The organism is Arthrobacter sp. E3, from assembly GCF_017353415.1.
Classification (GTDB): Bacteria; Actinomycetota; Actinomycetes; order Actinomycetales; family Micrococcaceae; genus Specibacter.
In genome coordinates this window covers 49,702-70,702 of sequence record NZ_JAFMPX010000006.1, presented here as the reverse complement: position 1 = coordinate 70,702, position 21,001 = coordinate 49,702, and the positions used below count along the sequence as shown (strand labels likewise).

Annotated in this window: 14 protein-coding genes and 1 tRNA gene; 7 read left to right on the top strand and 8 right to left on the bottom strand. The window is 62.2% G+C overall.

The features are described 5' to 3' along the window. Positions 1–15 precede the first annotated feature (15 nt). The 5 genes from thrC to JMA46_RS04490 form a co-directional block, all read right to left on the bottom strand. On the bottom strand, positions 16–1,119 hold the full coding sequence (gene thrC / locus JMA46_RS04510; protein WP_207344096.1) for a threonine synthase: 1,104 nt from the start codon (positions 1,117–1,119) through the stop codon (positions 16–18). Then, positions 1,119–2,462 carry a homoserine dehydrogenase gene (locus JMA46_RS04505; protein WP_207344161.1) on the bottom strand — a complete coding sequence of 448 codons (1,344 nt, stop codon included), beginning with the start codon at positions 2,460–2,462 and terminating at the stop codon, positions 1,119–1,121. Before JMA46_RS04505 ends, thrC begins: the two co-directional genes overlap by 1 nt. Before the next feature lie 47 nt (positions 2,463–2,509). Beyond that, a complete protein-coding gene (gene lysA / locus JMA46_RS04500) occupies positions 2,510–3,967 on the bottom strand; it encodes a diaminopimelate decarboxylase (RefSeq protein WP_207344095.1) in 1,458 nt (485 codons plus the stop codon). Positions 3,968–3,969: 2 nt separating this feature from the next. Beyond that, positions 3,970–5,622: an arginine--tRNA ligase gene (argS, locus tag JMA46_RS04495; protein WP_207344094.1), complete on the bottom strand. Its 1,653-nt coding sequence runs from the start codon at positions 5,620–5,622 to the stop codon at positions 3,970–3,972. 85 nt (positions 5,623–5,707) lie between these two features. Continuing rightward, complete coding sequence (locus tag JMA46_RS04490) at positions 5,708–7,024, bottom strand: MFS transporter (protein ID WP_207344093.1); 1,317 nt, start codon at positions 7,022–7,024, stop codon at positions 5,708–5,710. Between the two features lie 180 nt (positions 7,025–7,204). On the opposite strand from JMA46_RS04490, the gene JMA46_RS04485 reads away from it, so the two are divergent. The 4 genes from JMA46_RS04485 (at position 7,205) to JMA46_RS04470 (ending at position 10,583) form a co-directional block, all read left to right on the top strand. Beyond that, positions 7,205–7,277: transfer RNA gene (locus JMA46_RS04485), tRNA-Arg, on the top strand. 410 nt (positions 7,278–7,687) lie between these two features. Continuing rightward, entirely contained in the window at positions 7,688–9,133 is a 1,446-nt protein-coding gene (locus tag JMA46_RS04480; RefSeq protein WP_348770058.1) for a GH1 family beta-glucosidase, read from the top strand. A 131-nt stretch (positions 9,134–9,264) separates the two neighbouring features. After that, the gene (locus tag JMA46_RS04475) at positions 9,265–9,720 is read left to right on the top strand and encodes a carboxymuconolactone decarboxylase family protein (RefSeq protein ID WP_207344092.1); all 456 of its coding nucleotides are present in this window, start codon (positions 9,265–9,267) and stop codon (positions 9,718–9,720) included. A 218-nt stretch (positions 9,721–9,938) separates the two neighbouring features. Beyond that, entirely contained in the window at positions 9,939–10,583 is a 645-nt protein-coding gene (locus tag JMA46_RS04470; RefSeq protein ID WP_207344091.1) for a class I SAM-dependent methyltransferase, read from the top strand. Positions 10,584–10,612: 29 nt separating this feature from the next. On the opposite strand, the gene JMA46_RS04465 is transcribed toward JMA46_RS04470, so the two are convergent. After that, on the bottom strand, positions 10,613–12,577 hold the full coding sequence (locus tag JMA46_RS04465; RefSeq protein WP_207344090.1) for an HNH endonuclease signature motif containing protein: 1,965 nt from the start codon (positions 12,575–12,577) through the stop codon (positions 10,613–10,615). 181 nt (positions 12,578–12,758) lie between these two features. Next, complete coding sequence (locus JMA46_RS17085) at positions 12,759–13,028, bottom strand: hypothetical protein (RefSeq protein WP_247647042.1); 270 nt, start codon at positions 13,026–13,028, stop codon at positions 12,759–12,761. Positions 13,029–13,238: 210 nt separating this feature from the next. Between JMA46_RS17085 and JMA46_RS04455 the strand changes: the two genes are divergently transcribed. Together JMA46_RS04455 and hrpA are read left to right on the top strand one after the other, a co-directional pair. Next, a complete protein-coding gene (locus JMA46_RS04455; RefSeq protein ID WP_207344089.1) occupies positions 13,239–14,195 on the top strand; it encodes a hypothetical protein in 957 nt (318 codons plus the stop codon). A 135-nt stretch (positions 14,196–14,330) separates the two neighbouring features. After that, a complete protein-coding gene (gene hrpA, locus JMA46_RS04450; protein WP_207344088.1) occupies positions 14,331–18,299 on the top strand; it encodes an ATP-dependent RNA helicase HrpA in 3,969 nt (1,322 codons plus the stop codon). A gap of 1,007 nt (positions 18,300–19,306) precedes the next feature. Here hrpA and JMA46_RS04445 read toward each other — a convergent pair. Beyond that, on the bottom strand, positions 19,307–19,513 hold the full coding sequence (locus JMA46_RS04445; RefSeq protein WP_207344087.1) for a hypothetical protein: 207 nt from the start codon (positions 19,511–19,513) through the stop codon (positions 19,307–19,309). A 357-nt stretch (positions 19,514–19,870) separates the two neighbouring features. Between JMA46_RS04445 and JMA46_RS04440 the strand changes: the two genes are divergently transcribed. Beyond that, positions 19,871–20,926: a 2,3-butanediol dehydrogenase gene (locus JMA46_RS04440; protein WP_207344086.1), complete on the top strand. Its 1,056-nt coding sequence runs from the start codon at positions 19,871–19,873 to the stop codon at positions 20,924–20,926. Positions 20,927–21,001 lie beyond the last annotated feature (75 nt).

The following is a 21,001-nucleotide window of genomic DNA, read 5'->3' as shown; positions in this document are numbered from 1 at the left end:
CATGATGGTGCGCTGCTAGTCCGTCAGACCCAGTGCGTTGGCAACCGTGACCACGTCAAAGGGCACGGAGGTGGGTGTGACGGAAGAGCCGTCGGCGTTCTTCAAGGCCCAGTCGGGATCCTTCAAGCCATGGCCGGTGACGGTGATGACGAAGGTCTTTCCGGTGGGGACTTCGCCGGCTGCGTGCTTCTTGATCAGACCGGCAACGCCTGCTGCGGAGCCGGGCTCAACAAAGACGCCTTCCTTGGCGGAGAGCCACCGGTGCGCGGCGAGGATTTCCTCATCCGTGACAGCTTCGATAAGACCGCCGGATTCGTCCCTTGCCGCAATCGCCATATCCCACGAGGCCGGGTTGCCAATGCGGATGGCCGTGGCAATGGTGTCCGGTTCGGTGATGGGGTGCCCGGCCACGAACGGGGCCGCACCTGCAGCCTGGAAGCCCCACATGATGGGCGTGTGGGTGGAAACCGGGGCCAAAGTGCCATTTTCCACGGACTCGTACGGTGCGCAGTATTCCTTGTACCCGCGCCAGTAGGCGCTGATGTTGCCGGCATTGCCGACAGGCAGCACATGGTAATCAGGTGCGTCGCCCAGGGCGTCGACCACCTCGAAAGCACCGGTCTTCTGGCCCTCGATGCGAGCCGGGTTCACCGAGTTCACAAGGAACACAGGGTAGGAGTCGGCCAGCTTGCGTGCCACGTCCAGGCAGTTGTCAAAGTTGCCGTCAACCTGTAGGAGGGTGGCGCCGTGGGCCACCGCCTGGCTGAGCTTGCCCATGGAGATCTTGCCTTCAGGCACCAGCACGGCGCACGTCAGGCCAGCGGCCTGGGCGTAGGCTGCAGCCGAGGCAGAGGTGTTCCCGGTCGAGGCGCACACCACGGCCTTGGCACCGGCGGCGACTGCCGCCGTCATGGCCATGGTCATGCCGCGGTCCTTGAAGGAGCCGGTGGGGTTCATGCCCTCGACCTTCAAGTAGACCTTTGAGCCAGTCAATTCGGAAAGGTGCCGCGCGTACACCAAAGGTGTACCGCCCTCCCCCAGCGTGATGATCTTGGTTTCTGCCGTTACCGGCAAACGCTCTGCATATTCGCGGACCACTCCGCGCCACTGGTGAGCCATTAGACTCCCTCCACCCTCAAGACACTCGTCACTGAATTAATAACGTCAAGACCCTTGATGGCCTCAACGGTTGCTGCCAAGGCAGCTTCGCTGGCGCGGTGCGTGACAATGCGCAGCTCGGCGGAACCGGGCCCCGCATTCTCGGTTTCCTCACGCTCACGGTGCACCGTCTGCCGCATCGTCTCGATGGAGACGCCGTGCTCGGCAAACAGTGTGGAAATCTTCGACAACACGCCCGGTTGGTCTGCGGCGTCCATGCCAATGTAGTACCGTGTGGCCACTGCCTCGATGGGCAGCACAGGCAGTACCTCAATGCTGGAATCCGTGCGGCCCGGGCCGCCCAGCACCAGACGGCGGGCGGCGGAAACAACGTCGCCCATGACGGCCGACGCGGTGGGCGTTCCCCCGGCACCGCGGCCGTAGAACATAAGCTCCCCGGCGGACTCGGCTTCCACAAACACGGCGTTGTACGCTCCACGCACGGCAGCCAGCGGGTGTTCGCGCGGCAGCAGCGTCGGGTGCACCCGCACGCTCACGCCCAAGGCCGGTGCGCCGTCGTCCGTCTTGCCGGCAGCAGGGTTCGGCAGCGTTTCGGCGATGGCCAGCAGCTTGATGACGTAGCCAGCGTCCTTGGCTGCGGCAATGTCCTCGGCCGTGACGCCGGTAATGCCTTGGCAGTGCACATCCGACAGCGCAAAACGTGTGTGGAACGCCAGTGAGGCAAGGATGGCACCCTTGGCTGCGGCGTCATGCCCCTCGATATCCGCGGTGGGGTCAGCTTCGGCATAGCCCAGGCGGGTGGCGTCGGCCAGCGCATCGGCGAATTGGGCGCCGGTGGAATCCATGGCGTCGAGGATGTAGTTGGTGGTGCCGTTGACAATTCCCATGACACGGGTGATCTTGTCCCCGGCCAGGCTGTCGGTGATGGGGCGCAGGATCGGGATCGCCCCGGCCACGGCGGCCTCGTAGGAAAGCTGCACGCCTGCGGCATCAGCCTTCTCGTACAAAGTGGGTCCGTCAACGGCCAATAGCGCCTTGTTACCCGTGACAACAGTGGCCCCGTGCTCGATGGCTTCAAGGATCAGCGTGCGCGCCGGCTCCATGCCGCCCATGAGCTCGATGACAATGTCAGCGCTGCGCACCAGTGCCGAGGCATCCGTGGTGTACAGCTCACGCGGTGCATTGACTTCGCGCGGGGCGTCGACATTGCGCACGGCAATGCCCACCAGCTGAAGCCGGGCACCCGTACGGGCAGCCAGTGCGTCGGCGTCCTCGAGCAGAATGCGGGCAACCTGCGAGCCCACATTTCCGGCTCCAAGGAGCGCCACTTTCAGGGTTTTAATGTTTGCGGACACGTTGGTGTCCACGGTGTTGCGCTCTGTCAAGGTCTCTAGGCCCCTAAATCGCGTGCCAGCAAATCGTCTTCTGTTTCACCGCGCACTATCAAGCGCGCGGCTCCGTTCTTTAGTGCCACCACGGGCGGCCGGGGCACATAGTTGTAGTTGCTGGCCAGTGCCCAGCAGTACGCGCCTGTTCCGGGAACCGCAAGCAGGTCGCCGGCCGTCACATCGTTGGGCAGATATACATCTCTAACAACAATGTCACCACTCTCGCAATGTTTGCCCACCACTCGGGACAATGCGGGAGCTGCGGCTGAGGCGCGGTTGGCCACTACGGCCGAATAATCCGCTTCGTAAAGCACCGGGCGGGCGTTGTCGCTCATGCCGCCATCTACCGACACATAACGGCGCGGTGCCGTCACATCCGGCTGGCCGCCAACCTCGACCTGCACGGTTTTCAGTGTGCCCGTCTCATACAGCGTGAACGTGGTGCTGCCAACGATGGCGCGGCCGGGCTCAATGGAGATCCGCGGGCACGTCATGCCCAGCTCAGCACACGTCTCACGCACGACGTCGGCCATCGCCGCAGCGACTTCGGCCGCCGGTCGCGGGGTGTCAACGGCCGTGTAGGCGATCCCGTACCCGCCGCCGAGGTCAAGCTCGGGCAGCGTGATGCCGTGCCTCGTCTGGATTTCATGGGTGAAGCCCAGCAGCTTGCGGGCGGCAATGCCAAAGCCTTCCGCTTCGAAGATCTGCGAGCCGATGTGCGCGTGGAAGCCAAGGAAGTTAATGCTCTCCGCTTCCACGGCCAGCTGGGAGGCAGCTTCCGCTGCAGCCATGCCGGGAGCATCCGGGTCCTCGGAGATGAGCGAAAGCCCGAACTTCTGGTCTTCGTGGGCCGTGGCGATCGACTCATGAGTATGGGCGTGCACGCCGGGGGTCACGCGCAGCATCACATTGGCCGTGGCGTTCCGGGCCGCCGCCAGTGCAGCCACGCGCTTGAGCTCGTGCAGGCTGTCCACCACAATGCGGCCCAAGTTCATCTCCAGTGCGCGGTTGATCTCGGCGTCGGACTTGTTGTTGCCGTGCAGCCCAAGGTTTTCACCCAACAGCCCGGCCCGCTTGGCCACTGCCAACTCGCCGCCTGAGCAGGTGTCAAGGCGCAGCCCTTCGGAGTCGACCCAGCGGGCCACCTCCGTGCAAAGGAATGCCTTGCCCGCATAGTAGACGTCCACGCCGCCGCAAATATCTGCGAATGCATTGTCGAACGCGTCCTTGAACATCCGTGCCCTAGCGCGGAAGTCGTCCTCGCTCATGACGAACAAGGGCGTGCCGAACTGTGCCTTGAGCTCGCTGACCGGCACACCGCTGACGGTGAGCTCACCGTGTCCGCCGCGTTCGACGTCGTGCGCCCACATGGCGGGGACCAGCTCATTGGGGTCGCCGGCGGCAGGCAGCCATGCAGGGGCCAGCTGCGCGCCGGCCACTTGCTGTGTTGTGTCAGTCATGTTTACATCCGTTCCGGGGCTGTGACACCCAGCAGGGACAACCCGTTGGCCAGGACCTGGCCCACGGCGTCGTTGAGCCAGAGGCGCGTGCGGTTGGTGTCCGTGACGGCGTCATCACCCATGGGTGTGACGCGGCAGGCGTCGTACCAGCGGTGGTAGGCGCCGGCGATGACTTCCAGATGGCGGGCCACGCGGTGCGGTTCGCGGAAGGAGGCAGCCTGGCTGAGCACGCCCGGGTACTGTCCCAGCACCGCCAGCAGCTCCGACTCGGTGGCATGGGTCAGTGCCGCGGCGTCAAAGACGGTGCGCTCAACACCCGCGGCTGCTGCGTTGCGGGCCACGGCGCAAGTACGGGCATGAGCGTACTGGACGTAGAACACGGGGTTCTCGTTGGACTTCTTCGTCAGCACGTCCAAGTCGATGTCGATGTTGGAGTCAGAGGAGAAGCGAGCCAGCGAGTAGCGGGCGGCGTCCGTGCCGACCACCTCCACGAGGTCCTCCATGGTGACGACTGTTCCGGCTCGCTTGGACATGCGCACGGGCTTGCCGTCCTGGACCAGGTTCACCATCTGACCGATGAGCACCTCGACGCGGTTGGCGTCATCGCCCATGGCTGCCGCTGCGGCCTTGAGCCGGGCCACGTAGCCGTGGTGGTCGGCGCCGAGCATGAAGATGCACAGGTCAAAACCGCGGTCGCGCTTGTTCTTGAAGTAGGCAATGTCACCGGCAATATAGGCTGCGTTGCCGTCACTCTTAATGACCACGCGGTCCTTGTCATCGCCGTAGTCGGTGGAGTTCAACCACCAGGCGCCGTCCTTCAGATACATGTTGCCAGAGCCCTTGAGCTGTGTGAGCAGCTTGTCAACGGCACCGTCTTCAAACAGCGAGTTTTCATGGAAGTAGACGTCAAAGTCGACGCCGAACTCATGCAGCGATGCACGGATCGCGGCGAACATCAGTTCCACGCCCTGAGCGCGGAACTCTTCCTGGGGATCGGCACTCTCGAGAACGCCCGGGTTCATTGCCACAACCTCGGCGGCGATGTCCTCAATGTATGCTCCGCCGTAACCGTCTTCGGGGGCCGGCTCGCCCTTGGCGCTGGCGAGCAGGGAGCGGGCAAACTTGTCAATCTGGTTGCCGTGGTCGTTGAAGTAGTACTCGCGGGTGACGTCCGCGCCCTGAGCCTGGAAGATCCGGGCCAGGGAGTCGCCTACCGCCGCCCAGCGGGTGCCGCCCAAGTGGATGGGGCCGGTGGGGTTGGCGGAGACGAATTCCAAGTTGATCTTCGTTCCGGCCATCGCCGTGTTGAGGCCGTAGCCTGCACCGGCCTCCACGATCGCCTTGGCCAATTCCCCCGCTGCCGCTGCGTCGAGAGTGATGTTCAAGAAACCGGGTCCGGCAATGTCCACCTTGGTGACGCCGGGGATTTCCGCCAGCCGGTTGCTGAGAACTTCGGCGATCTTGCGCGGTGCGACACCTGCCGGCTTGGCCAGCTGCAGGGCAATGTTGGTGGCCCAATCCCCGTGTTCGCGGCTCTTGGGGCGCTCCACCCGGACTTCCTTCGGCAGGGCTTCGGCAGGGACGCTGAGTTCACCGGCGTCGACGGCATCTTTTAGGCAGGCGGTAATGGCGGCAGAAAGTTCTTCAGGAGTCACATGTCCAAGTGTACGGTTCAGGCCGCACCCTCCCCCAATCCTCGCCAGTTGTGCCCAAAATGTGGAGCGTGCGCGTTTCGTGGGCTCAGGAGCCGACGGGGCGGGGAGCGAAGTCGTCTTCAAGCATCCGCGGGCGGCAAATAATGTACGCACCGAAACCCAACAGCAGCAGTGTGGCGAACAAGAACATGAACGGCGCGGTCCACGACCCCGTCCACTGGCGCAACAACCCAAAGAACAGCGGCCCCGTGCAAGCCAGCGTGTAGCCCATGCCCTGGCCAAATCCGGAGAGCGCCCCTGCCCCCACATGGGTGCGCGTGCGGTGGTTGATCAGCAGCAGCGCCAACGGGAACGTACCGGGTCCCAACCCGGTAAATGACACCCAAAGCCACGTGCCGTTCGCCGGAGAGAGCAGCAAACCAGGGTAGCCGGTAACGAAGCAGCCCAACATGACCAGCACGGCCGGGAACGGGTTGCGCATCTTCGCGGCAATCAAGGGAATACACAAGCTCAAGGGCAGGCCAAGCGCCCCAAACAGCGCCAACATGGAACCGGCATGTCCCCTGTCCAGCCCCGCCTGGGTGAGAATCTCCGGCAGCCACGCGAACAGTGCATAGGTGTTCAGCGATGTGCAGCCAAACATCAACGTCAGCCCCCAAGCGGTGGGTGAGCGCCACAAATTCATCTTGGCAGGAGGCAAAGGGGCTGCGGGCGTCGATGAATGAATGGACAGCGCCCCCGGATCGCCCTGCCCGACGGCAGCCGCAGTCGGTGAGACGCCTGCGGTGGTGGGAGCCGGCGTCGTTCGCGGGGGAGACGGCGGTCCTGATGAAAACCATGTTTTTGGTGAAATCAGGGCCACAAACCACGGAATCAAGGCAACGGTGGAAAGCCCCGCCCAGGAGGCAAGGGAAAATTGCCAGCTCGTGGCGTCCGCGACAGGGACGGAGAGCTGGGCCGGGAGCGCCGTACCGATCGAAATCGCCGTGACGTAGACGGCGGTCATGAGGCCAATCTTGGTGGGGAAATGCTTCTTAACCAGCGGCGGAAGCAACACATTTCCGGCACCGAGTCCGCCGAAGGCCACGACGGTAAAGACCAGGAACAGGGGCGTGGTGGGAACCATCACCCGGACAACTTGTCCCACAATGCCCAACAAAATGGAGGCGACGATGAGTTTTTCCAGCGATGCGAGGCGCAGCACGTAGGGGGTCAGGAACCCAAAAACACCAAACGCGGCCGTCGGGAGCATGCCCAGGATGCCGATCGTGGTGGCCGTGAGCGGCAGGTCCTGATTGATGGTTGAGATCAGCGGAGGCACCACCGTCACGGCGCCGCGCAGCGTCAATGCGGTCAGAACGATGGCGGCAGCGAAAAGCCACACCTGTTGCTGCTTTTTCATGCCCATGTTCTCACCATTGCACCAACGTTACCCGCTACTTCAAGGCTCTCAGGCGAGAAATGCTGGTGGTCATGCTGAATTATTCAACTCCTGCGGGGCTCGTTGAGCGGCGGTTTTACATCCGGCGCCCCGCACCTGCTAAGCTCTTTCTCGTTCCCTTCGGCAACCACGGTTGCCTTAGCCTTCGTAGCTCAGGGGATAGAGCGTCCGCCTCCGGAGCGGAAGGTCGTAGGTTCGAATCCTATCGAGGGCACATTGTGATGGTGTCCGGCTTTGCGAATCAGTTCGCTGGGCCGGGCACCATTTTTGTTCCTGCTCCACTACGTTTCAGCGACCTCCGCAAGTGGCTCGCGTGATGGCACGAACAGCTAGGGCAGCGTGACCGGTGTATGGGATTTCTCATGGCCGCCATGCTTCGCGTTGCGTGAGCACAGCACGCACCCGCCGGTGCTCGCAGGAAGTGACCGGTGTCCAGCAACCGGTCCTTGTACACGGTTCCGATGCCGACGCGATGCAGTAGCTGGTTCCGGACATGCCGAGGCCAACGACTTCGATGTCAGGCCGCAGGGTAAGGGTTTGTTCGAATACTCGCGACTCGCCCGCCTCAGTGGCGAGAATCCGGTGTCCGGCAGACTAAGGCACCGACGGCGTCCCTTGACTTCCGTGACCCCATCCGTGAAGCTCGTGGCCAAGGAAGTCAATGAACCGTGTGCGATGCTTCTACGAAAGGCCTCCATGGACAAGCCGGCATTCCCCCGTTTTCCATCCGACTTTGCATGGGGCGTCTCCACCGCCTCCTACCAGATCGAAGGAGCCGTTGCTGAGGATGGCAGGGGCCCCTCCAGTTGGGATGCATTTGTGGCCGAGCCCGGACGGGTGCTGGGTGGGGACACGGGGGACATCGCCTGCGACCACTACCACCGCTATCCGGAAGACATCCACCTCATGGAGGAGCTGGGCGTTGATTCCTACCGCTTCAGTTTCGCTTGGCCGCGCATCCAACCCGGTGGCACGGGGCCCGTGAACCCGGCAGGGCTCGGCTTCTACGACAGGCTCGTTGACGGCCTGCTCGAAGCTGGCATCGCCCCCAGCCCTACGTTGTTCCACTGGGACACCCCGCTGGAACTGGAACAGGCCGGTGGCTGGCTGAACCGGGACACTGCCGAGCGCTTTGGCCAGTATGCGCGGATCGTCGGCGAGCATTTTGCCGACCGGATCCCGCGCTGGATCACCATCAACGAACCAGTCGTCGTCACCATGCTTGGTTACGGTGCAGGGATCCACGCCCCAGGGCTTGAATTGGGTTTTGATGCTCTTCCTGCGGCCCACAACCTGCTGCTCGCCCACGGACTCGGCGTCCAGGCCCTGCGCTCCAGTGGGGCCTCCAATATAGGCATCGCCAACAACCATGCCGTGACGTGGCCGGCGAGCAACAGCATGGAAGACCTGCAAGCTGCAGGCCTATACGACAACATCACCAACTGGATCTTCGCCGACCCCATCCTTACAGGAGCCTATCCCCCGGAGCTGGCACCTTTCCTGCCGACCGTGCCGGAGTCGGACATGGTCACCATCTCCACACCCCTCGACTGGTACGGGATCAATTCCTACAATCCCACGCTCGTTGGCGCTCCTACCTCCGTGGAGGCCGCGCTCGTCGACGGCCACGAACTCGATGCCTCCCTGCCGTTCTCACTGCGGGAACTTGTTGGGTACCCGCGCACGGACTTTGACTGGCCTGTGGTTCCCGAAGCGTTCACGGAACTGCTCGTGGGCTTCAAGGAACGCTACGGGGACAAACTTCCGCCTATCTACATCACTGAGAACGGAGCCGCCTTCAATGACGGCCCGGACAACGACGGACGGGTGCGGGACCAGCGCAGGGTCGACTACACCGATTCCCATCTCCGCGCACTCAAGGCCGCCATGGATGCCGGCGTGGACGTTCGCGGCTACTTCCACTGGTCACTCATGGACAACTTTGAGTGGGCCGCAGGCTTCTCCCAACGCTTCGGGCTGGTACATGTGAATTACGAAACCCAAAAGCGCACACCCAAGGATTCCTACTACTGGTACAAGGAACTGATCAAGCACACGAAGGACCAGTGACCTGATCGGCAGTCCTCAATGCCCACACCTTGCGCAAATATCCCAAGAGCGAGAAGCTGAAATGGAACCTATGGGAAACATTTCACAGGAAATTCGACAGGGTTCGCCAGGAATATAGAAGAGGCAGCATCATGACCACCGAGCGCATGAACATCCAACAGGTCGACCCCCACGCATACCAGCCCATGTTCGCCATGGAAAAGTACATCCACGGCGGCCCCCTCGGGGAAGACTTGCTGGCATTGGTGAAGATTCGGGCCTCCCAAATCAACGGCTGCGCCTACTGTCTTGACATGCACGCCAAGGAAGCGCGGGCTGCCAACGTCGACCAGCGCAAGTTGGACGTCTTGGCTGGCTGGCGTGAAGCCACCGCCCTGTATACCGAACGTGAACAGGCTGCCATTGCCCTCACCGAAGCCGTCACACTGATCAGTGCCGACGGCGTCCCGGACGATGTCTGGAAGGCCGCCATCGCACACTTCCAAGAGAAGGAAATGCCGATGCTCTTGATGGCCATTGCGGCCATCAACGTGTGGAACCGGCTCGCCGTTGCCACGCACCAGGCCCTGCCGGATATGCCCGCGTGACGGCAACCCAAATTCGTTGCGGCAGCAGCCCGGTCACCGGCAGCACCCCGAAGATAGGTGCCGAACTCTATTTGAGTGAGACTAAGGCCAAAACGCAGTCACCCGGGTATTGGCCAGGCTCGGACTGCGGGAAATCATGGAGTACTGGGCTGAAATTCAGCAACGGACCCCGCCTGTGGCAGCCCTATGGAAATATTGCGCCGGTATAGCCTGTACTCATGACACGGGCTTTTGATGAAGAGTTTTGGGATGAACGCTACGGCGGCAAGGGCTCCGTATGGAGCGGGAACCCCAACCCGCAGCTGGTGGCCGAGATCGCAAGGCTGAACATAACCTCCACCGCTGCGCGAAAGAGCGCGCTTGACGTTGGCTGCGGAGAAGGTGCCGACTCCGTGTGGCTGGCTGAGCAGGGATGGCAGGTGACCGGCGTCGACATTTCGAGTGTTGCCCTGCGTCGGGCCCGCGACCATGCCGCTACACTGCCGCTGGCCGGTTCCATTGCTTGGGAGCACCATGACCTTTTGCTGTGGACTCCCCAGGCATCTTCCTTTGACCTCGTCAACGCCCAATTCATGCACCTACCCTGGAACGACCGCGAGCGCGTGTACCACCACCTTGCGGCAGCTGTTGCGCTCGACGGCACCCTGCTGATTGTGGGGCACTCGGCATCGGACGCCCTGGCTGGAGCCCACCGCCCCGACAATCCAGAGCTCTTCTTCACGGCCAGTGAAGCCGCCGCCAAGCTGGAACCCGCCCGGTGGAGGGTTGAAGTTGCCGAATCCCGGCCCAGACTGGACAAGGGACACGACGGCGCCTCCATCACCGTCCATGACGAGGTCATGCGGGCAGTCCGCTTGGCATAGCCGAGAATTGCACATGAATGAATTACACTTCAGCACCGCCTGTTGGCCCTGCGACTGGGTTTACGGCCGGAGTGTCCAGGCAGGGGCGGTGCGGTGGAAATGTAGCGATGACCTGTTGGTGTGCCCACGTCAGTGCTCGGCAAGCCCGTGCTGGGGTGGCTGTCCCGTTGCGAAGACCAGCCGGGAGCTTCCTTCGCCTGGTTGCAGGCAGTGCACAGCCCTTGCCCATTGTCAGTCATCGTGGGTCCGCCCGCCGCATAGGCCTTGATGTGGTCATACTCCCTGATGGGAGCGTCGCAGTAGGGAGTTTGGCAGCGCTGGTCCCGTACCCGAAGGAATTCCTTCATTCCCTCCGGGAAGAGTCTTCCTCTCGAGTCCATGGCCAGAAGCGAATTACTCTCCGGATGAGTGAACAATCTTTTCAGCCATACTCGAGATTTGTTGGCGTCTCCACGACAATCAGCGCTGCCATGCCCACTGCCATTGCCGCCGCCGCCGCCAAGAATCATCTCGCGGGCCAACGGCGCCGGGATGGCTTCATATCCCACAAGCACTGCCGGATCGTTTTCGCTGCCGAACAGGGAACGGTCGGTCATGACCAACTCAAGGGCAATGTCCGGCTCGTTCACCGTGGTGCACCACGGCTCCCGCGAAGCCCCGGTGCGGCCATCCTGAACCGGCTCTCGGTGACCTTCTGCGGCCGCTGCAGCGGCCGCAGTCTTGGAGGTGTCTGAGGCTTCGCCGCTACTCTCTCCACCGCCCGCACGCGATCCATCCGCGCGCTCTCCACCCGCTCTATTCCCTGCCCCCGCTCCATTCCCGGTTCCCACTGGCATGCCTCGGTGACCGCTGAGCGTTCCCGCCCCTTCATCACAGGGGGCGTGCTGGATGAGTCGATGCATGAGTGCATCGGCCATGAGTTGGCCCTTCCCGCGCTGGTCGCCCGAGGCTTTGGCGCTGTCCGCAACCCGCGTCAGTGTGGCGAGAATCCGCACCCCCTGTTTCAGCGGGATCAATGCCGTCAAAAACGTCATGCCGCCTGCCGCCGGACGAAGTGAGACATAACGGTCGCCAACCGCCTTTTCATGACGCTTCACGAACGCCTCCGGATCAAGCCCATAGGCGGTATTCCTACTGGCCGCAGCCAATTCACGGCTGCCCAGGAGCGCAGCGGCGTCCGGGTCGCCGCAGACAACCTGGTCAACGCGCGCACGGTCCGCCAAGGACAGAAACACGGTTTCCCTGGCTACCAGTGACGCCCGGTACTCGTTGATCTTTCCAGTCGCGAAGGCGTGCATGCTGCAGGGCATCTCCCGCACCAGGACTTCGGCAAGTTCACACAGCTGCCGTCCGCGGTGTGCGGATTCGTGCCGAGCCAGCGCCACTTGTGCAGCAACCCCGGTGCCCAGCTTTTCCTTGGGCACCCCCAGCCTGGCCTGGGAAAGACGCTGCTGGGCGACGAACATTGTTTGGGCGTACGCCTGCACAGCCGACATGGCGTTTTTCACTTGTTCAAGGCGCTCGATCACATCAATCGGGGCGGCGCCGTTGACCTGGTCCACCACAGAAGGGTCGAATCCACTTTCCGCGACAGTTCCGCCCAAGGACGTGACGACGGTTGCGGCAAGGGATGCCCGTGCATCTGCCTTCGTGGCGGCCGACTTATCTCTAGACGACTTCCGGGCAAAATGGATCAATCCTGCGGTGCTGCGCCCCTCTCGGATTGCCTGCTCCACCGCACCGGCGGATTCTTCCGCCTGGTTCCGGGCTTGTTGGGCAAGTTCACTCGCCAGGGCCGCATCAAGCTGCGCCAAGACCACTGGGTTGAAAAAGTTCTGGCACTGTTCCAGTGCGCTGGCACCCGCCACCAACAAAGACTCACACGGAACCACAGCAGCACCGCCGTTCGCTTGCACAGCAGTCTCCCCTCGGGGCGCTCCGTTGGCACCGGACGCATCACTGGAGCTGGTAAAGAACCATTCCCGTGCTGCCATGCCTCCCACCTCCCTGTCCATCCAGCGAGAGTTCCCGGTAACCAAAAGAGAAACTTTGTACGGTTACTCCAACATCCTTTGATACTCCCATTCTATGAAACACCACGGACATTCAACCTGGAAAACAGGCCCCGCAGCCAAATTGTGGATAACTATTTTCCGCATCCACATGCGCCAAGCTCTACCCCAGTTGCAGCTTGAATCCGGCGTGAGAGCGGCTAAACCCGAGGCATTCGTAGAAGCTGTTTGCGTCGGTGCGTGAGTTGTCGCTCGTGAGCTGCATTGTTGCCACCACGGCACCGTCAGGATCGTCCACCACACACAGCAAATGTGCAGGATCCACGTCAATAGCCCGATGCGCCGCGTCGTAAGGGGGCCGGTCTTCGAGGGCACTGGACTCAACCGCTTTCCAGAGCTGAAATTTCCGGCCTGCGAGCGCGAAGGTTTCCAATGTCCTTCCTCCATCTTTCCAGTCTTCAGTCCCAGTACGACGTCGGTCACGAGCCTTGGCTCTCAAGTCCCACCCTGGGCGCGGCGTGCGTACCGCAAGAAACATCTGGCCCATTCCAAAGCCACCGTTTTAATGCTTGAAGTACGTGCGTGAATTAACCCGTCAATGCACCGTCCTGCCACACTTGGGCAGTACCCGAAAGGCTTTTCCATGACACGCATGATTGCCCTGGCCCTTGTGCTGCTCCTCGCCGCCATGGCCGTTTCCGCCGTCGCATCCTGGATTTCTCGCCGGAAGCCACAACGCGCTCTGGGCACCGGACCAGCTTCCGCGGCGTCGTCCAAACATGCCGAAGACAGGGCCATGCTCGCCGCCCAGATTCGTGCGGTGGCCGCCCTGGTGTTTGCCATTGTCATGTTCCTTACCCTGCTCCGCGCTTCGATCGGCCTGACAGGACAAGTGGGGCTGCCACTTGCCCTCACGGCAGGGTTGTCGGCCAGCGGCGGGTTGCTGCTGTTCTCGGCCCTCCCCGCCGCCAAGGCACCGGGCTCCCATCGACTACCGTCGCAAAAACCGGCAACCATAGGCGCCGGCCCCGCAGGGAGCGCTCCCACGGCGCGGATGCTCGCCTCACGTTGGTCTTTCGCCCTGCCCATCGTCGTATTGCTGGCGTACGCCGCCCTCATTGTTGCTGCAGGTTTGACCTCGTCCCCCGACGAACTTGGCCGGCACCGCGTGCTGCGATTGGTGAGCGCAGACGCATCATCCGCTGCCACCCCGTACCCTGGATGGTTCTACGGAGTACCGCTGCTGGTGGTGGCCGTGCTCCTGACTGGATCGGCGTTCCTGGCCTTTGTACGTATTTCCCGCAACCCTTCCCTGCCCAACCCCGGGATGGCGGCCCTTGACAGCCGTTGGCGAAGGGTTGCAATTCAAGTCCTGCTCAGGATCACCACGGGAATCCTCTTGGGTTATCTGGGTGGCACGGCCATCGTCGCAGGGCGGGCCATGGCGGCGTTGTCCTCGCTTCATGGCTGGGGCATCGCCACGGTCGTCGTGGGAGCAGCACTGGCACTTACCGGCGTCGTGCTTCTTGTCCTGGCAGCCAGATCAGCGCTGGGCATTCGCGCAGCAGTGCGCCGGGGCAACCGGCCCCCTGCCGCATAAACGCACCTTGCCCGCTTACAAGTAGCAAGAAACCTCCGCATGAGCAGAAAACCTGCGTATGTGCGGTGAAGGCACGCCCACGCACCTCTCGAGCCGCCAACGGGGAGACGGTAAGCGCATAAACTGTAAGGCACCATGACTTTCACTATCAGCTACCCGCCCACGCTCCCCGTCTCGGAGCGCCGCGAGGACCTCATGGCCGCCATCGCCGCCAACCAGGTCACCATCATTGCCGGCGAAACAGGCTCCGGAAAAACCACCCAGATCCCGAAAATGTGCGTGGAACTGGGCCTAGCCGAGAAAGGCTTGATCGGCCACACACAGCCGCGCCGTCTGGCCGCACGCACGGTCGCCGAACGCATCGCGAGCGAACTCGACGTGAAGATCGGCGAAGAGGTGGGCTTCCAGGTCCGCTTCACCGGCCACGTGGGCCCGCAGACGAAGATCAAGCTCATGACCGACGGCATCCTGCTGGCGGAAATCCAGCGCGACCGCCTGCTGCGCAAATACTCCGTCATCATCATCGACGAGGCCCACGAGCGCTCCCTGAACATCGACTTCATCCTCGGCTACCTGCGGCAGATCCTGCCCAAGCGCCCAGACCTGAAAGTCATCATAACCTCGGCCACGATCGACCCCGAGCGCTTCGCCACGCACTTCTCCTCCGCAGACGGCCCCGCCCCCATCATTGAGGTTTCCGGGCGCACGTTCCCCGTGGACATCCGTTACCGCCCGCTCTCAGGACCCGCATCCGGAGCTGAAGAGGAGGACGACGACGAACACGCCCCGGCTGCGGACCGTCGCTTCACCGACCGGCAACGGGACGGCGGCAACAGCGAAGAGGACAGAGACCCGCTGGACGCCGTGTGCGACGCCGTGGACGAATTGTCCAAGGAAGCGCCCGGGGACATCCTGATCTTCTTCTCCGGAGAACGTGAAATCCGCGACGCCGCCGACGCACTGCACGGCCGTGTTAAAACAAACCCGCGGCTGCGCAATGCCGAGATCCTGCCCTTGTTTGCCCGCCTCTCCCTGGCCGAGCAGCATGCCGTGTTCACACCGGCGTCGCGAAGGCGCATTGTGTTAGCCACGAACGTTGCCGAAACATCCCTCACAGTGCCGGGCATCAAGTACGTCATTGACCCGGGTACGGCCCGAATCTCGCGCTACTCGCACAGGACGAAGGTCCAGCGGCTGCCCATTGAGCGGGTGTCACAGGCCTCGGCGAACCAGCGCTCGGGACGTTGCGGGCGTGTTTCGGACGGCATTTGCATCCGCCTGTACTCCGAAGAGGACTTCAACGCCCGCAGCGAGTTCACCGACCCGGAAATCCTGCGTACCAACCTGGCGGCCGTCATCTTGGCCATGACGGCCATGGGCGTGGCCAAGGGGCCCAAGGACGTGGAGAAGTTCCCGTTCGTGCAGCCCCCGGATTCCCGGGCCATCACCGACGGCGTGACGCTGCTGCGCGAACTGGGCGCCGTAAATGCCCAAGGCGGGATCACCGGCGTCGGACGCCAACTCTCGCAATTGCCCGTGGACCCGAGGCTCGGCCGGATGATCGTGGAGGCCGCCAAGCGCGGCGTCGCAGCCGAAGTCATGGTGCTCGCCGCGGCGCTGACCATCCAGGACCCGCGCGAACGCCCCACGGACAAGCAACAGCTCGCCACGGAAAAGCACAAGCGGTTCCAGGACGAGAACTCGGACTTCACCGGCTTTTTGAACCTGTGGCGCTACATCAAGGAAAAGCAGGCTGAGCTTTCCTCCAGTGCGTTCCGGCGTCTGTGCAAGGCCGAGTTCATCAACTATTTGCGTGTGCGTGAGTGGCAGGATCTGTTCGCCCAGCTGAAGCAGATGGGCAAGTCGCTGGACATCAAGGTCTCCGGCAAGGACATTGACCCGGTGACCAACCACGACGCGATCCACATGTCGCTGCTGACCGGACTGCTGAGCCACATCGGACTCTACGACCAGCGCAAGCGCGAATACGCCGGCGCCCGTGGAACCAAATTCATGGTGTTCCCGGGCTCAGCCCTGTTCAAGAAGTCGCCCGATTGGGTCATGGCCGCCGAACTGGTGGAGACGTCCCGGCTCTGGGCCCGGGTGGCGGCCAAGTTTGACCCGTTGTGGGCCGAACAGGTTGCCCCGGATCTGGTGAAGCGCACGTACAGCGAGCCGCACTGGTCCAAGAAAATGGGCTCGGTCATGGCGCATGAGAAGGTGACCCTGTACGGAGTGCCGATCGTGCCAGACAGGCGCATCCACTATGGACGGATCGATCCGGAACTCAGCCGCGAGCTGTTCATCCGCCATGCCCTGGTGGAGGGCGACTGGCACACCAACCACAAGTTCTTCCACCGCAACCAGGCCGTGCTGGCCGAGGTCGAGGAAATGGAAACCCGCATGCGCCGTCGCGACCTGCGCGTGGATGACGAGACGCTCTTTGATTTTTACGATGAGCGCATCGGCCACGACGTGGTCTCCGAACGGCACTTTGACAAGTGGTGGAAGGACGCCCGGCACCAGAACCCGGCCCTGCTGGACTTTGACACCCATGTGGTCATGGCCGAGGAACCAGAACTCGACGAGGCCGCATTCCCGAAGATTTGGATGCAGGGCGAGTTTGAGCTACCGCTGTCCTACGAGTTCCACCCCACGGCTCCAGGTTCAGCCCCCAACCCGTCCGACGGCGTGAGTGTCCAAGTGCCGCTGTTGTTCCTGAACCAGCTGCACGAAGCTCCTTTCAGGTGGCAGATTCCGGGGCTGCGGGCCGAGCTGGTCACAGCGCTCATCAAATCGCTGCCTAAGGCAGTGCGAAAAAACTTCATCCCGGCACCGGATGTGGCTCGCCAGGCTGCCGCAGCACTGGCCGCTGACTTCAACCCGTCGGTAGACGCACTGGAGCCGTCGCTTGAATTGGCGCTGCGCCGGATCAAGGGGCACATCATTCCGCCCGGCTCCTGGAATTGGGACGCCGTGCCCACACACCTGCGCATGACGTTTTCCGTCGTGGACAAGAATGGCCGCATATTGGATGAGGGCCAGGACCTTTCCGATCTCCAGGCCAAGCTGGCCGGTGCCACCCGCCGAGCCATTGCCGAGTCGCTCGGAGCAACTCCGAAAACGACGCAGGCCGGGCGGATACCGCTTGCGACAGGGGGCTCCACCAAAACTGGCAAGTCCCGTCCCGGGACCACCGGGCCGGGCACAGTGGCGGCGGAGACCACCTCAGGCATAGCCGAACGCTCCGGGTTGACCGACTGGACCGTGGGCGCGCTGCCGCGGGAGGTCAAGCGCCTGGTCTCGGGACACACCGTCACCGGCTACCCGGCCCTGGTCGACGAGGGGAAAACTGCGGGAGTCCGCGTGTTCCAGCGTCAGGCGGCCCAGGATCTGGCCATGCGCGGTGGCGTGATCCGGCTGCTCGCCCTGCGCGTGCCCTCCCCCGACAGGTACGTGCTGGATCACTTGAGCAACAAGGAAAAGCTCACTTTCAGCCAGAACCCACACGGTAGCGTCACGGAGCTCATTGCCGACTGCACGCTTGCCACGATCGACAAGCTCACTCCGGCCGAGCTGCCATGGAACAGGCAAGACTTTGATGCGTTGTATGAGGTCGTCAGGGCTGAACTTTTTGACTCGGTGTTCTCGGTGACGGCCGTCGTCGAACGTGTGCTGGCGTCCAAACTGCGCATAGACAAGGCATTGAAGTCCTCTTCGAGCCTGCCGCTGATCAGTGCACTGAACGACGTCCGCCAGCAGTTGGACCTGCTCGTGTTCCCGGGTTTTGTGGCCAAGACCGGCTTTGCCCAGCTCAGCCAGCTGCCGCGCTATCTGACTGCCATTGAGCGGCGGCTGGAAAAGCTGCCCGGCAATGTGGCACGGGACGGGCAGTCGATGGCTGCCGTGCAGGCGCTGGAAGACGAGTACGACGACGCCATGGCGGCTTTGGTGCCGGGGCAGCGGTCCACGGCTGCGCTGGAACATGTGCGCTGGATGATTGAGGAACTGCGCGTGAGCTTGTTCGCGGTGGAGCTGGGCACGGCCTATTCGGTGTCCGAGAAGCGAATCCGGGTGGCGTTGGGCAAAGCCATGACGGCTTGACTGCCTTGCAGGGGCAATGAACGGCAAGTCCGTACGCAAAGGGATATTCTAGGCATCTTGCCCGCTGTCATAATCGTTTCGATGCACGCTGTGCCACCAGGCGTCCGCAGAGGAACCTCTATGGGACAGCTAACCGGGGACGTGTTGGTTCCTTGCGGGCGCTAGTGACCGCTGAGGGTTTTAAGACGTGGTCCGGGATACAGGAACAGGGCCAGAGAACCTAGGTGCGCACGCTACACCGCGAGACTTCCCGCCAGGATGCAGTATTAGGGCCATGGATCCCTTGCCCACGAGATCGTTGACCAATCCAGCAGCAACCATCAGATCGAGTCCGGTGTGTACGTCAGGTAGGGCTATGGTTGCCGCGATCCAATTGCCGGTGGATTCGACAGCGGCTTGCACATCAGCGGCTGGTACCTCACCTGTTGCGGGGAGAGGCTTAGTGAACCACCCGGCCGGCTCTGTGGCAACACGACTGACAATCCTGACGCCTACATCGATTAACACAATGCTGAGAATCAGTGGTTCCCATCGCTCGATTCGCTGGTGCCGAAGTGTCGCTTTCCTGGCTTCAAGCCAGCCACTTCGCTGTCATCCTCGAAAATACGGGAACCCTGTCCTTCGGAAGGCCTGAGCATAAGACAACTAAGCCCAATATAGTCGTTTTTGTGATTCGCAAAAGTGACGTTTCTCAGGGGAACCTCCTAGGGTAGGGAGCTGACTAAAGCGGCTACTTTTGCTGGTCGTGACCCCTGCTAATCGATCCTTATGGTGTGGGCTATAGCGTGATCGGCATGGGGTTGCTTGGCTTTTTGTTCTTCTTCATCGCTGCAGCCAGCGTCCGCTTTGTCTGGTTCCACAGGCAGGGAGAGAACCGATGAATACGTAGCATCGCTAAAACTGACACCGCCCCAAGCCTTCCGCAGGAAAACCAACGGGGTCGTACCAGGAAATCCTGAAGCTGACTTCAGTGTCTCCACGTGTCCAGAGGGGAAGGGCTCACGCGACTACTCATGGCTTTCGGTGCGATGGGTTCTTAGCATGTTCAACACGAAGAACACCCAGAAAATAAGCGAGATGACGACCAAAATCGCTCCCACAACGGGTGTGTCACTCCACGCCCAATAGATGCCAGTGTCTTCGAAAGTGAAAGCCACGGCGGCGAGAAGGAAGACGATGGCAGAGACCAACTGCGCATTTCGTAACCTATTCATAACTTGATTATTTCACTGCTTGGACTCGATTGAAAGGAGTGCCCGCGCCACTACAAAAGAAGTTGGATGTGCTTCCTTCATCGGGTGTGCAGTGACAAGTCCTCGGTCCCGGTCCCTATACGGAACTGGCTGAGACTGATTGCAGCCTCAGTAGATGTGGACATCCGGCATCGAGCGCACGCGCCACACTGTTCCGAACGCTATTGTCCGGATTCAGGCGGTGACGCCCAGAAAGCACCAATAGTCGGGACGAAAGCCCCATGCCGGGGCTGGAATCCCGGGATATGGTCAATTTTGATGCCGATGCCGGCAGATCTTCAAATCGACCTCGTACAACCGAACCCAAGGTGGCAAGTCATGAAAGCAGCACGTTTCCACGCACAAAAGGACCTCCGAATCGAAGACATCCCAGAGCCGGCGCTCCGCCCGGGAACAGTGAAGGTTGCCGTCGCCTGGTGCGGCATTTGCGGCACCGACCTACACGAATTTCTTGAAGGGCCCATCTTCACCCCAGCCCCAGGCCACCCCCATCCGCTCAGCACAGAGGAAGCGCCCGTCACCATGGGGCATGAATTCTCGGGCACCATCGAGGAAATAGCCGACGGTGTGGAGGGCCTGCGCGTAGGTGAGAGCGTCGTCGTCGAACCGTACTTTGTCTGCAACGAGTGCCCGCCCTGCCTGGCCGGAAATTACAACCTCTGCACCAAGATGGGCTTCATCGGCTTGGCCGGCGGTGGTGGAGGCCTGAGCGAGAAGGTCGTGGTGGATGCCCGCTGGGTTCACCCCGTGGGCAGCATCCCCTTGGATGAGGCCGCCCTGATTGAACCTCTGGCCGTAGCCCATCATGCTGTGGTTCGAGGCGGACTGGTGGCTGGCAACTTCGCAGTGGTTGGAGGCGCCGGACCCATCGGCCTGCTCACCGCAGCCGTGCTGAAGGGCATGGGTGTGACCACCATCGTCACTGAGCTGTCACAGGCCAGGAAGGACAAGGCCATTTCTTCAGGCGTTGCCGACTACGTCCTGGATCCCAGCCAGGATGACGTCACAGCCCGGGTTCTGGAACTGACCAACGGCGTGGGTGCCGACGGCGCCTTCGAATGCGCGGGCGTGAACGCTGTGCTGGATTCCATGCTCGACGTCGTCAAGCCCGCCGGAGTGGTGGTCAACGTCTCGATCTGGGGCCGTCCGGCAACGGTGGACATGCAGAAGATCGTGCTGAAGGAGATCGACTTGCGCGGAACCATTGCCTACGTACGCGACCATCCGGCAGTCATCAAGCTCGTCCAAGACGGGAAGATCGATCTCAAGCCGTTCATCACCGGCCGCATTGCGTTGGACGAATTGATCGACAAGGGCTTTGACACGCTCATCAACCACAACGACACTGCCGTGAAGATCCTCGTGCACCCCTAGCAGCGCCGGCACACAGACAGGCTCGCCCACCGATTTTCGGTGATCGAGCCTGTTACGGCGATCGGGCTTAGAACT